This is a genomic window from Streptomyces xanthophaeus (genome assembly GCF_030440515.1).
Classification (GTDB): domain Bacteria; phylum Actinomycetota; class Actinomycetes; order Streptomycetales; family Streptomycetaceae; genus Streptomyces; species Streptomyces kutzneri.
The window spans coordinates 4,090,534-4,103,152 of sequence record NZ_CP076543.1 but is presented as its reverse complement, the minus strand read 5'-3'; the positions used below and the strand labels follow the sequence as shown (position 1 = coordinate 4,103,152).

Annotated in this window: 10 protein-coding genes, 1 tRNA gene and 1 pseudogene; 7 read left to right on the top strand and 5 right to left on the bottom strand. The window is 70.3% G+C overall.

The features are described from left to right. Positions 1-94 precede the first annotated feature (94 nt). The 5 genes from KO717_RS18045 to KO717_RS18025 form a co-directional block, all read right to left on the bottom strand. On the bottom strand, positions 95-1,558 hold the full coding sequence (locus KO717_RS18045; RefSeq protein WP_301368865.1) for a peptidoglycan D,D-transpeptidase FtsI family protein: 1,464 nt from the start codon (positions 1,556-1,558) through the stop codon (positions 95-97). Continuing rightward, positions 1,555-2,979, bottom strand: coding sequence for an FtsW/RodA/SpoVE family cell cycle protein (locus KO717_RS18040; protein WP_301368863.1), 1,425 nt, complete (start codon positions 2,977-2,979; stop codon positions 1,555-1,557). The genes KO717_RS18045 and KO717_RS18040 overlap by 4 nt, the downstream gene beginning before the upstream one ends. Before the next feature lie 34 nt (positions 2,980-3,013). Then, positions 3,014-4,528 (bottom strand): PP2C family protein-serine/threonine phosphatase, encoded by a 1,515-nt coding sequence (locus tag KO717_RS18035; protein WP_301368861.1) that lies wholly within the window; start codon positions 4,526-4,528, stop codon positions 3,014-3,016. 93 nt (positions 4,529-4,621) lie between these two features. Further along, the gene (locus KO717_RS18030; RefSeq protein ID WP_301368859.1) at positions 4,622-5,128 is read right to left on the bottom strand and encodes an FHA domain-containing protein FhaB/FipA; all 507 of its coding nucleotides are present in this window, start codon (positions 5,126-5,128) and stop codon (positions 4,622-4,624) included. A 10-nt stretch (positions 5,129-5,138) separates the two neighbouring features. Next, a complete protein-coding gene (locus tag KO717_RS18025) occupies positions 5,139-5,996 on the bottom strand; it encodes an FhaA domain-containing protein (protein ID WP_301368858.1) in 858 nt (285 codons plus the stop codon). 293 nt (positions 5,997-6,289) lie between these two features. Here KO717_RS18025 and KO717_RS18020 point away from each other — a divergent pair. The 7 genes and pseudogenes from KO717_RS18020 (at position 6,290) to KO717_RS17990 (ending at position 12,619) form a co-directional block, all read left to right on the top strand. Further along, positions 6,290-6,372: transfer RNA gene (locus KO717_RS18020), tRNA-Leu, on the top strand. A 213-nt stretch (positions 6,373-6,585) separates the two neighbouring features. Further along, the gene (locus KO717_RS18015; RefSeq protein WP_301368857.1) at positions 6,586-6,867 is read left to right on the top strand and encodes a hypothetical protein; all 282 of its coding nucleotides are present in this window, start codon (positions 6,586-6,588) and stop codon (positions 6,865-6,867) included. Further along, on the top strand, positions 6,864-7,499 hold the full coding sequence (locus KO717_RS18010; RefSeq protein WP_301368856.1) for a hypothetical protein: 636 nt from the start codon (positions 6,864-6,866) through the stop codon (positions 7,497-7,499). Before KO717_RS18015 ends, KO717_RS18010 begins: the two co-directional genes overlap by 4 nt. Next, positions 7,499-8,202 (top strand): annotated as a pseudogene (locus KO717_RS18005) (putative T7SS-secreted protein); the annotation flags it as partial. The gene KO717_RS18010 and the pseudogene KO717_RS18005, both read left to right, overlap by 1 nt. Before the next feature lie 24 nt (positions 8,203-8,226). Then, positions 8,227-9,162: a toxin glutamine deamidase domain-containing protein gene (locus KO717_RS18000; protein WP_367401582.1), complete on the top strand. Its 936-nt coding sequence runs from the start codon at positions 8,227-8,229 to the stop codon at positions 9,160-9,162. After that, positions 9,150-10,727: a YrhB domain-containing protein gene (locus tag KO717_RS17995; RefSeq protein WP_301368852.1), complete on the top strand. Its 1,578-nt coding sequence runs from the start codon at positions 9,150-9,152 to the stop codon at positions 10,725-10,727. The genes KO717_RS18000 and KO717_RS17995 overlap by 13 nt, the downstream gene beginning before the upstream one ends. 185 nt (positions 10,728-10,912) lie before the next feature. Then, positions 10,913-12,619, top strand: a complete 1,707-nt coding sequence (locus KO717_RS17990) for a sensor histidine kinase (protein ID WP_301368850.1) — start codon at positions 10,913-10,915, stop codon at positions 12,617-12,619.

Sequence of the window (12,619 nt, the reverse complement as noted above, 5' to 3'; positions counted from 1 at the left end):
TGGCCACAGGCTGATACTGGACCGGTACCGTACGCGCGGACGGGGCCGGAAATCTGTGATGTGAGTCACTGCATTCCGGTCCGTCGTCCCTCGGTCACTTCTGGCTGTTCAGTACCGCCTGCATGACCGCCTTGGCGACGGGAGCGGCCAGACCGCCACCGCTGATGTCCTCACGGTCCGCCTCGCTGTCCTCGATCACGACGGCGACGGCGACGGGCGAGGACTTGTCCGGGGTCTCGGCGTAGGAGATGAACCAGGCGTACGGGCGCTTCTTGTTGCCCTCGCCGTGCTGCGCCGTACCGGTCTTGCCGCCGACCGTCACGCCGTTCATCTTGGCCTTGGTGCCGGTGCCGTTCTGGACGACGTTGACCATCATCTGCTGCACCTTCTCCGCGTTGGCGGCGGAGAGCGGCCGGCTCATCTCCTGCGGCTCGTGCTTCTCGATGATGTCCAGGCCGGGGGACGCGAGGTTGTCCACCATGTACGGCTTCATCAGCTTGCCGTCGTTGGCGATCGCGGCGGTGACCATGGCCATCTGGAGCGGGGTGGCGGCGGTGTTGAACTGCCCGATGGAGCTCTGGGCGTTGCCGTCCTTGCCCATCTTCTTGTCGTAGATGCTGGCGAACGCGCGGACCGGAATGTCGATCTTGTCGTTGTTGAAGCCGAACTTCTCCGAGGTCTCCACCATCTTGTCGCGGGTGACCTTGTCGCCCATGTTCGCGAAGACCGAGTTGCAGGAGATGCGCAGTGCCTCGTTGAGGCTGGCCTTCTCGCAGCCCTTGGCGTGGTTGATCATCTCGGTCTTGGTGCCGGGCAGGAAGTACGGGTCCGGGGTGTCCGTCGGAGCGTTGATGTCCTGGACGACGCCGTGTTCGAGGGCGGCGGCCGCGGTGACCACCTTGAAGGTGGAGCCCGGCGGGTACGTCTCGCGCAGGGCGCGGTTCACGAGGTTCTTGTCCTCGCTGTCCTTCAGCTCGACCCAGGCCTTCTCGTCGTCCTTGGAGTTGCCCGCGAAGCGCGAGGGGTCGTACGAGGGCGTGGAGACCAGGGCCAGGATGGCGCCGGTGCGCGGGTCGATGGCCGCGACGGCGCCCTTCTTCGTGCCCAGCGCCTCGAAGGCGGCCTTCTGGGCATCGGGGTTGAGCGTCGTGACGACGTTGCCGCCCTGCTTCTTCTCCCCGGTGAACATGCCGATGGTGCGGTCGAAGAACAGCCGGTCGTCGTTGCCGGTGAGGATGCCGTCCTCGAGGGATTCCAGCTGGGTGGAGCCGAAGGCCTGCGAGGCGTACCCGGTGACGGGGGCCCAGAGCTCGCCGTTCGTGTAGGTCCGCTTGTACTTGTAGTCGCTGCCGTCGGTCACCTTGGAACCGGTGATCGGCTCGCCCTTGACGATGATGTTGCCGCGCTCGGTCGCGTACTGGGCGATCTGGACCCGGCGGTTCTCCTTGCGGGTGCTGAGCTCCTCGGCCTGCACGTACTGCAGCCAGTTGGTACGGATCAGCAGGGCGAGGACGAGCAGCCCGCAGAACAGCGAGATGCGGCGCAGGGGCTTGTTCATGACGGACGGACCACCTGGGTCATCTCGGAGTCGGGGGACGGGGCGGGGGCCGGTGCGGGGCGGCGTGCGGTGTCGCTGATCCGGATGAGGATGGCGATGAGGATCCAGTTCGCGAGGACGGAGGAACCGCCGGACGCGAGGAAGGGCATCGTCATGCCGGTGAGGGGGATGAGGCCCATGACGCCGCCGGCGACCACGAAGATCTGGAGGGCGAAGGCGCCGGAGAGGCCGATGGCGAAGAGCTTGCCGAAGGGGTCGCGGGCGGCGAGCGCGGTGCGCACGCCCCGCTCGATGATGAGCCCGTAGATCAGGAGGAAGGCCATCACTCCGGCGAGGCCGAGCTCTTCGCCGACGGTGGAGAAGATGAAGTCGGAGTTGGCGGCGAAGCCGATCAGGTCGGAGTTGCCCTGGCCCCAGCCGGCGCCGAGGACGCCGCCGGAACCGAAGCTCATGATCGACTGGCCGACCTGCTCGCACGCACCCGAGGTGGTGTAGCAGGCGAAGGGGTCGAGCCAGGCGGTGACGCGGACCTTGACGTGGCTGGCGAAGGTGCCGACGACCACGGCGCCGCCCACCGACATGAGCAGGCCGATGACGATCCAGCTGGTGCGCTCGGTGGCCACGTACAGCATGATCACGAACATGCCGAAGAAGAGCAGCGAGGTGCCGAGGTCGTTCTCGAAGACGAGGACGAGCAGGCTCATGGCCCAGATCATCAGGATCGGGCCGAGGTCGCGGCCGCGCGGCAGGTAGAGGCCCATGAAGCGGCGGCTGGCCAGCGCGAGCGCGTCGCGCTTCACCATCAGGTAGCCGGCGAAGAAGATCGCGATGACGATCTTCGCGAACTCACCGGGCTGGATGGAGAAGCCGCCCACGCTGATCCAGATCTTCGCGCCGAAGACGTCGGCGCCGAGGCCCGGGACGACGGGCAGGATCAGCAGGACCAGGGCGCCGGCCATCGAGATGTACGTGAACCGCTGCAGGACGCGGTGGTCCTTGAGGATCAGCAGGACGGCGGCGAACAGGGCGATGGCGAGCGCCGTGTACATCATCTGGCGGGGGGCGGAGGGGGAGAACCCGCCGAAGGCCCGCTTGGCGAGGTTCTGCAGGCGCTCGGACTGGTCCAGGCGCCAGATCAGGACGAGGCCCAGTCCGTTCAGGAGCGTGGCCAGCGGCAGCAGCAGCGGGTCGGCGTACTTGGCGTACCGGCGCACGACGAGGTGCGCGATACCGGCGAGGGCGCCGAGGCCGAGGCCGTAGAGCACCATGCCGGGGGGCAGGGTGCCGTTGATCGCGAGGCCCACGTTGGCGTAGGCGAACATCGGGATGAGCACGGCGAAGCCGAGCAGCAGGAGCTCGGTGTTCCGCCTGCTCGGCAGCTCGATGGCGCCGATGGTGGTCGTATTGGTGACAACGCTCATGGTGTGGCAGGCCCCCTGTGCCCGCGTATCTCTACTACTTGCCGCACAGCCCGACCAGCTGCTGCTCTTCGGGAGTCAGGCTGGGGGCGGGTGTCGGGCTGTTCTGGGCCTCGGCGTTGCGGCGCTCCTCGTCCTTCTTGCAGGCGGACACCTGGACGCCGAGATCGTCGAGCTTCTTGCGCGCCGCGTCGAAGCTGTTCTCGCTGATGGTGGCCTCGACCAGCTTCCGCTTGAAGGGCGGCAGGTACTTCAGTTCGATGTCGGGGCGGTCGGTCTCCACCTTGGAGAGCTCCAGCGGCCCCAGCTTCGGGCTGATGCCGCGGAAGAGCGCCACGTGCTCGCCCTTCACGCCCACGTAGAACTGGGTCTGGGTCCAGCGCCAGCCCGCGTAGAGGCCGCCGCCGATGACGCCGGCGACGATGAGCAGGGTCAGCGTACGGGTGGTCCACTTGCGCCCTTTGCTGCGGCGCCTGCGGGGGTGGTCGTACGTGTCCTCGTAGCCCGGGTCGGCGGTGTAGGCGTCGGCTTCGCCGAAGGTGCCGTAGCCGCCCGCGCCCTGGCCCTGGTCGGAGTACCCGTAGCCGGGGGCGTCGCCGCTGCCCGGGGGGCCGAAGGCGCCGGCGGGGGGCTGGCCCTGGCGGCCGAGGCCCGAGGCCCGGCCGGCCGGGGTCTGCATGGCGTTGCCGCCGTCGAAGAGCTGGTGCTGGTTCTCGGCGACCGCGCCGACGACCACCGGGGTGTCGCTGACCTGGGCGGCGAGGGTGTCGCCGCTGTCGGTGTCGAGGACGTCGGCGACGATGCAGGTGATGTTGTCGGGTCCGCCGCCGCGCAGCGCGAGCTGGATCAGCGACTGCACGGTCTCGCGGGGACCGTGGTAGTCGGCGAGGGTCTCCTCCAGGGTCTGGTGGGAGACGACGCCGGAGAGCCCGTCGGAGCAGATCAGGTAGCGGTCACCGGCCCGGACCTCGCGGATGGAGAGGTCGGGCTCGACGATGTCGCCGCTGCCGAGCGCGCGCATCAGGAGGGAGCGCTGCGGGTGGGTGGTGGCCTCTTCCTCGGTGATGCGCCCCTCGTCGACGAGGCGCTGCACCCAGGTGTGGTCCTGGGTGATCTGGGTGAGGACGCCGTCGCGGAGGAGATAGGCGCGGGAGTCGCCGACATGGACGAGGCCGAGGCGCTGGCCGGTCCACAGCAGGGCGGTCAGCGTGGTGCCCATGCCTTCGAGCTGCGGATCCTCCTCGACCATCACGCGCAGCTGGTCGTTGGCGCGCTGCACGGCCGTGGCCAGGGAGGTGAGGATGTCGGAGCCCGGGACGTCGTCGTCGAGCTGCACGAGCGTGGAGATCACCTCGGAGCTCGCGACCTCGCCGGCGGCCTGGCCTCCCATGCCGTCGGCGATCGCGAGGAGCCGGGGACCGGCGTAGCCGGAGTCCTCGTTCCCCTCGCGGATCATGCCCTTGTGTGATCCGGCGGCGAACCGCAAGGACAGACTCATGCGCACCTGCCCTGTCGACGAAGCTGCCTCCGGGTACAACCGGTCTCGAGCCACACTGCCCACCCTCCGGTCGGGAGCGCGCTCGGGTCCGTGTCCTCGGTGGGACGGATCGCCGCCGCGCGCTCGCTCCGCTCGCTCATTCTCGTACTACTTCCGCAGCTCGATGACGGTCTTGCCGATGCGGATCGGTGCGCCCGGCGGAATGGGCGTCGGGGTGGTCAGCCGGGTCCGGTCGAGATACGTGCCGTTGGTGGACCCGAGATCCTCGACGATCCACTGGCCGTCACGGTCGGGATAGATCCTGGCATGGCGGCTGGACGCGTAGTCGTCGTCCAGCACGATCGTTGAGTCGTGCGCGCGGCCCAGTGTGATCGTCTGGCCGGCGAGGGCCACGGTGGTTCCCGTGAGGATGCCCTCGGAGACGACGAGTTTGGTGGGTGCGCCCCGCCGCTGGCGTTGCTGCGGAGGCGCGGCCTGGCGGCCCGCCTGCTGCGGGGCGCCGCCGGCGCCTCCGCCACCACGACGGGACGAACCGCGCTGGGTCACGCGCGTCCCGAAGAGGTCGCTGCGGATGACCTGGACGGCCACGATGACGAACAGCCACAGAACGGCCAGGAAACCCAACCGCATGACCGTCAGGGTCAGCTCTGACATTGCCCCCGCTTCACCCTTCGGCTTGCCGGTAAATGATGGTGGTGCTGCCCACGACGATCCGCGAGCCGTCGCGGAGCGTAGCGCGGGTGGTGTGCTGCCCGTCCACCACGATGCCGTTGGTGGACCCGAGATCCTGGATCGTCGAGGGCGTTCCGGTCCGGATCTCACAGTGCCGGCGGGATACGCCGGGGTCGTCGATCCGCACGTCGGCTTCCGTGCTTCGGCCGAGTACGAGCGTGGGGCGCGAGATCTGGTGGCGGGTGCCGTTGATCTCGATCCAGTGGCGCCGGGCGCCGCCCGGGCCGGCCGCGGGGGCCGTCCCGACGGGTGCGCCCGGAGTGGGCCGCCGGGCGCCGGGTCCGCCCGGGGGCGGGGCGCTGGGCATGGGCGGGGCCGCGACCGGCGGATATCCGTACCCGCCCTGCGGCTGGTTCTCCGGTGGGTAGCCGTATCCGCCCTGGGGTGACGGCGGTCCTGCCTGCGGCTGGGAGGTGCTGGAGGCGAGGGTGCGGCTGCGGACCCGGTAGAGCCCGGTGTCGAGGTCGTCGGCCTTCTCCAGGTGGACCTTGATGGGGCCCATGAAGCTGTAGCGCTGCTGCTTGGCGTAGTCGCGGACCAGGCCCGCGAGCTCGTCGCCGAGCTGCCCGGAGTAGGGGCTCAGGCGGTCGTAGTCACCGGCGCTGAGCTCGACGATGAAGTCGTTGGGGACGACGGTCCGCTCGCGGTTCCAGATGGTGGCGTTGTTGTCGCACTCCCGCTGGAGGGCTCCGGCGATCTCCACCGGCTGGACCTCGGACTTGAACACCTTGGCGAAGGTGCCGTTCACCAGACCTTCGAGTCGCTGCTCGAACCGCTTCAGAACTCCCATGGGGCACCTCCTCCGTCGCTGTCGCCCTGTACTGCTTACTGATCGTATCCACGCGTGGCGGATTCGGGTGGTTCCCCATCGTTCCTGTGAGGACGAGTGTTGGTCCTCACAAGGGATCGTAGGGGCGCTCCCAGGACAGTGTCCCGCACCGGGAGCGGAGTGCGGGAGGGGCCGTCCGCGGCGGGGCGAGGGGGTGCCGGGAAAGCGATGTGAATCCACCCCGTTCTCCGTGCTAATGTTTCGACGTCGCCAGGGGAAAGGCCCGAAAGGGAAGATCCACTGGGGCGCTGCTCGGGCGAGTGGCGGAACGGCAGACGCGCTGGCTTCAGGTGCCAGTGTCCTTCGGGACGTGGGGGTTCAAATCCCCCCTCGCCCACATCGACGAGACGGTCGTCACTGCGAAAGCGGTGGCGGCCGTTTCGTGTTTCCCCGCCCGCGTATATGTGACGTACGTCCCTCCTCGGGGCCCCTGAGCTGCGGTTCTGTCCGACGGCAGGGTTAGGGTTGAGCCAACTGTCCGAATTTCGAGACGAGTTGTCGCCGGCGGATGTGCACGAGCGTGCTTCCCGGTCGGTACGAGGAGTCGTGAGTGGGTTTCGACGAGGAGTGGGGGCTGCTGCGGGCCGCCGCGACGGAGCGGGTGGACGCGGGGATGCCGGTGGAACCGGCCGCGTCGGCGCGTGAACAGGAACACGCCGGTGCGGTGGATGCGGCCGCGGCCCGTGAGGCGGTCCTGGAGCGGTTGGCCGATTTCCGTAGCCGGGTGGTGCTGGACGTGGCGGGGCCGGACGGGATGGTCTTCCCGCCTGTGCGGGGGCTGGTGCCGGTCGGTGCGGCGCTGGACGGGGCCGGTCGGGAGGGGATGGCGTGAGCGGGGACGGGGCGGACGTCGATGTCTCGAAGCAGGCGCTGGGGCAGATAGCGAAGGGCATCACGGACACGCTGGGCGAGCTGAAGGAGCTCGGGATGGTGGGTTCGGCCAGCATGGGCCGGGGTTTCTCGGATCTGGTGCTGTCGGGGATGGAGAGCGGGAACGAGGGTCTGACGGCGTCGATGAAGACGTTCTGCGAGCGCTGGGAGTGGGGCGTGCGGGCGCTGGTGCAGCAGGGGAACCAGTTCGCGTTCGACGTCGGTCTGTCGGCGGGTGTGATGCACGAGCAGGACCAGTACATCCAGGGCAGCTTCAAGGTGCTGACGAACTCCGCGATGGGCAATCCGTACGCGTCGGAGAAGGAGATCACCGACAAGGACTGGGGCGGGGTCCTTTCCGACAACGTGTATACGCAGGTCCGGGACGCGGACTACAGCGACGAGTCCTTCGACCGGGCGCGGGAGAACAGCAAGGAGGCCTGGAAGGGCGCGGTGCGGGACGTCAACAGCTCGGACATGCTCCTCGGTAACCAGATCATCAATGCGGCGGGGATGCGGGACGAGGTGGATGCGGCGGTCGACGACTGGGTCGGTCCCGCGCCGCAGCCGCAGCCTTCGGGCGGTGAGCGCTGATGGCGGACTGGGGCGGTCTCCTGGACAAGGGTCTGGAGAAGCTGGACGACGGCTGGGAGGGTGCGAAGAAGGTTGTCGGGCAGGGTGTCGACAAGGCCACCGACGGGATCGGCGCGGGGCTGGAGTACGTCGGGGCGGACGACTGGGCGGACAAGGTCGAGGACTGGGGCGACGACGTCGCTTCGGGCCTGGGTGCTTCGGTCGGTGAGCAGCAGCTCGGCCAGAGCGAGCAGGCGAACGAGCTGGTGCACGGCAAGCCGGCGAAGATCCGGGAGTCGGCGAAGCACCTGACGGATTTCCACGGAGCGTTCGACCGTGTCGGGCAGGGCATGCGGGCGCTGGACTCGGGTCACTGGAAGGGGCAGGCGGCCGATGCGTTCCGGCAGAAGTTCGCGATGCATCCCACGGACTGGCTGCATGCCGCCGACGCCTGCGAGGCCGCGGCGGGTGCGCTGAACCGGTACGCGGAGACGGTGGAATGGGCGCAGACGCAGGCGCAGCAGGCCATCGACCTGTACAAGGCGGCGTCAAGGCGGCGAAGGATGCCCACGAGACGTACGCCGCGAAGGCCAGGAGCTACAACGCGGCGGCGGAGGCCGGCCGGGATCCCGGACCGGAGCCGCAGAAGCCGGTCGACGTGGGCAAGGCCGACGGTGTGCGGGCCCACGAGATCCTGAACGAGGCCCGCAGGCAGCGCGACGAGGCTGCGGGAGCCGTGGCCAAGGCGATGGACGCGGCGCTGGAGCATGCCCCGAAGGAGCCCTCGGCGACGGACCGGGCCCTGGCCGGGATCACCGACCACTTCGCCGGCCAGGCGGTGGAGCTCAACCACTTCGTCGGCGGCGTGGTCAAGGGCACGGCAGGCCTGCTCAACTTCGCGCGCGGCCTGAACCCGATGGACCCGTACAACCTGACCCACCCGGCCGAGTACCAGCAGAACCTCAACATGACGCTGGCCGGCCTGGTGTCGACGGCCGCCCACCCGGAGCGGATCCCGGGTGCGCTGATCGACAGTTTCAAGAACGACCCGTCGGAGGGTCTGGGACGGCTCGTGCCGGAGCTCATCGGCACCAAGGGCTTCGGCGGTGCCCGGGCGGGGGTGCGGGTCGCGGAGGCCGCGGCGACGAAGCCGTCGGCCTGGTCGCATCTGGCGAAGCCGACCAAGGGCGTGACCGAGCGGCCCTCGATCCACGCCGACTCGGTCGGGAAGAAGGACGCCCAGAAGTTCATCGACGACCAGTACCCGTGGCTCAAGGACATGAACAACACGAACATGCCGGGCTACCAGTACAACTGCACCAACAACGTGGTGACGCTGGACCGCCGGCTGGACGGTGTGGAGGTCTCGGCCGCGCCGAAGACCGGGCCGGGCGACATCCCGTACAAGGAACTCGGTGTGGAACCGAGCGCGAAGAAGGTCGTCAGCAGCTACGACGACATCGTCAAGGACCTCGAACAGCGGGGGCCGGATTCGCGCAGTGTGGTCGCGATCTCCCGCCACGGGATGGCCGGCCACGTCTTCAACGCGGTGAACACCCCCACGGAGTCGTCTTCCTGGACGGCCAGACGGGGAAGCTGGCCACACTTGAGACACACAACATCAGCGAGATCGCCCATGTCCCCTACCGCTAGCGTCGTCAGGAATCAGAAATGCTCACGTTGAACGAGGCCGTCGAAGCGGCCCGGGTCCGCATCGAGCAGGCGTTCGCCTCGGAACCGTGGACGATCGTGCTGCGGCCGGAGCTCACCCAGGAGCACGAACTGGCCTGGATCGTCCGGTACGACACCCAGGAGAGCATCGACGCCGGGGATCCCCTGGTGGGGCCGTTCAACAAACTGGTGATCGTGGCCAAGGACGGCTCGCGCGTGGACTTCCCGCCGACGCACCTGCCCCTCGACGAGTACCTCGCCTACGTGCGTCACGGCGGCTGGGAGCGGGCCGGTACGGCGAAGACCTCGAAGGCCGAGCCGTGGCAGACCGCGCTGGAGTGGCTGCTGTCCACGTACAACGGACTCGTCGAGCTGGTGAGCATCGAGCCCGTCGCGGAGGACGCCGGTACCTGGCTGTTCGCCTGCCGGACCACCGAGCAGCCGGGCTATCCGCGCACGCCGATGCTGGCGGCGTCGCTCGTGGTGCCCAAGGACTACGGGGAGCCGTTCCACCCCGCCTCCTGCGATCCGTGGGGCGACGCCTCGGCGTACACGCGCGATCCGGTCGAGCGTGATCCGCAGGCGCAGGCGAGGCGGCTGAACGCCCGCGGCTGCGTGGTCACGACGGCCGCCGCGATCGCGGGCGGCCCCTCGTCGCCGCTGCCGTGGCAGCCCGCGCACGAGGCGCCCGGCTGGTGGGAGCTGCTGTTGCGCCGCTACTTCCCTGCCGCGCGCGAGCTGCGGTGCGCGAGCTGGGACGAGGTGATCGCGCGGGCCGGGGAGACCGGGCCGGACACCCAGGGCGTGGTGTGGGTGCGGCGCGTCATCGGCGGCACCGAGGTCAGCGGGCACCTGATCTATGCGCACAACAACAACGGCCAGGTGGTGTTCCTGGACGGGATGACCGGCGGGCTGGCGCGGCTGGACCAGGCCGGTGTGCTGCAGCTGGTCTTCGCCCGGGTCGAGCCCGGGGCCGGGGTGCCGCCGACCGCGCCCGACCTGGGGACCGCCCGGCACAAGGCCGAGATGTGGCTGAGGGACACGTTCACGGATCCCGTCGAGCTGGTGGAGCCGGCCGCCGAGGACGAGACCGCCCGGGGGTGGCTGTTCGCCTGCCAGACCACCGCCGCGCTGCGCACCGGTGACTGGCGCCACGCGATGCTCGACGCCGCGGTGGTCGTGCCGAAGGGGCCGCAGGAGCCGTTCCTGCTGCCCAACTCCGACCCCTGGGGGTTCCTGGCCGCCTGGGACCGGAACGAGCCCGCGGGGCCGGTGCCCGCCCCGGGCAGGGCCGACTGGTTCGGCTCCACCATGGCGGAGCTGGGCCCGGTGCTGTCCGTCTCGGAGCATCCGACCGTGGCCGCGGCGGTCGGGGGTCTGCGGGCCCTGCCGGCCGGGGGCCGGGCCCTGGTGTGGGTGAGGCGGCTGGACGCGCGGGGGCGGGAGAGCACCGGAGTGCTCCTCGCGGGACTGCACAGCGAGTCAGGGATGGTGGGGCTGGTCGACTCCTCCGCCGAGGAGCTGCGGGACCTGGACGGTTTCCGCGAGTCCGGTGTCCGGGTGGTCCGGTACCGGTGAAGGAAGGCCGGTGTCACAGGGGCGGGTGAGCCGTCGGGCGACCGTTCCGAGGGCCCGGAGCCGCCTGCGCCGGCGGACGCCGCGCACGTGCGGGCGTGGGGACGGGGCCGCGGTCGACTTTCGTCGTGCGGGGCGAGACGAAAGAGGGCGGCCGGGCCGGGGTGCGGGTGTCTAGGGTCGGGCGCGTGGATGCGAAGGCGAAGACGCGGGCCGGCTGGGACTGGCTGAGGGGCCCGGAGCCGTGGACCCGGCGGATGCTGGCGGGGGACCTGGCGCTCGGCGGTGTGCTGGCCATCCTCGGCCTGGGCGTCGAGGAGGTCAGCCACGCCTCCGCTCCGCGCATGCTCGGGGGCGCCGTGGCGGTGATGGTGTTGACGCTGTTGCGCCGCAGGCTGCCGGGGACCACGCTCGTGCTCGGGGCGGCGGTGATCACGGCCCTGCCCGGGGCGTTCTTCATCCTGCCCCTCATGGGCTGGTCGGCCGGGCGGCGGATCGTGGGCGTCGGCCGGGCGCTGGCCGCCTTCACCCTGGCCTTCGTCGCGGCGGTCGGCTTCAGCGTGCTGGACCAGTGGTCGCAGATGAGACCGCTGCTTGTGATCGTGTTCTCCACGCTGATGTTCCTCGCGATGACGGTGATGCCGGGTCTGGCCAGCCGGTACTGGTCGCAGCGCCGGACCCTGCTGCGCGCGCTCCAGGAGCGCAACGGGCAGCTGCTGCGCGAGCGGGCCATGGTCGCCGGGCAGGCGAGGCTGCGCGAGCGCCAGCGCATCGCCCAGGACATGCACGACAGCCTGGGTCACCAGCTGGCGCTGATCTCCGTGCACACCGGGGCGCTGGAGGTGGATCCGAAGCTCACCGACCGTCAGCGCGAGGCGGTGGGCGTGCTGCGGCAGGCCTCGGTGGCCGCGATGCACGAGCTGCGCGAGGTCGTCGGCATCCTGCGCGACGGGGTGGAGGCGCCCGCGCCCGTGGAGGAGGCCCAGCCGGCGGCGCGCGGCGTGGCCGGTATCGCGGGGGTCGTCGAGGCGGCACGGGGCTCGGGGACCGACGTCCGGCTGACCACGTCGGGGCAGCCGAGGCCGCTGGTCGCGGCCTGCGACCACGCGGCGTACCGGATCGTGCAGGAGGCCCTGACGAACGCGTACAAGCACGCGCCGGGGGCGCCGATCGCGGTGGAGCTGCGGTTCGAGGACGACTCGCTGGTCGTGGAGATCGCCAACGGGCCGGCGGCCGGTCCGGCGGCCGACGAGGTGGTGTCGGGCGGGCAGGGCCTGACGGGGCTGCGCGAGCGGGCACGGCTCGTCGGCGGGATGGTGCACGCGGGCCCCGCCGAGGGCGGCGGGTTCCGGGTGGCCGGGGTCCTGCCGTACGGGGCGGAGCCGGCCGGTGTGGAGGACGTGGCCGACGACTTCGGGCAGCGGGCGCAGGCGCAGGCCCGCACGCGCGGCCGTGTACGGGGGCGCGACGGGGAGCAGCCGATGGACTGGGAGGCGGTGGACCGGGAGCTGGCCGTGCGCATGCCCAGCCGGTCCGGCGGCCTCGCGGTGGGCTGCGGGGTCGCCTTCGCGGCGGCGGTGCTGCTGATGGTCGCGTTCGGCGCCGCAGTGGTGCTGATGATCGACTCGGCGAGTGACGCGATGATCGACCGGGACGAGTTCGATGCCGTGCACGTGGGCGAGACGGAACAGGCCGTCCGCGACCGGCTGCCGAGCGGGGAGAACTTCCTGACCGCCGGTGCCGCCCGCAAGGGGCCGCCCAAGCCGGCGGGCTCGGAGTGCCTGGCCCTGCTGGCCGAGGACCAGCCGAGCGGCATGGGAACGGACCGGATCTTCCGGTTCTGCTTCAAGGACGGCAAGCTCGTGGAGAAGCAGGAGTACGAGGTCAAGCAGTAG

Coding starts and splice junctions, on each gene's coding strand:
- KO717_RS18045 (WP_301368865.1), bottom strand. CDS start 1,558: ATGAACAAGCCCCTGCGCCGCATCTCGCTGTTCTGCGGGCTGCTCGTC.
- KO717_RS18040 (WP_301368863.1), bottom strand. CDS start 2,979: ATGAGCGTTGTCACCAATACGACCACCATCGGCGCCATCGAGCTGCCG.
- KO717_RS18030 (WP_301368859.1), bottom strand. CDS start 5,128: ATGTCAGAGCTGACCCTGACGGTCATGCGGTTGGGTTTCCTGGCCGTT.
- KO717_RS18025 (WP_301368858.1), bottom strand. CDS start 5,996: ATGGGAGTTCTGAAGCGGTTCGAGCAGCGACTCGAAGGTCTGGTGAAC.
- KO717_RS18000 (WP_367401582.1), top strand. CDS start 8,227: ATGGACGCGGCGCTGGAGCATGCCCCGAAGGAGCCCTCGGCGACGGAC.
- KO717_RS17995 (WP_301368852.1), top strand. CDS start 9,150: ATGCTCACGTTGAACGAGGCCGTCGAAGCGGCCCGGGTCCGCATCGAG.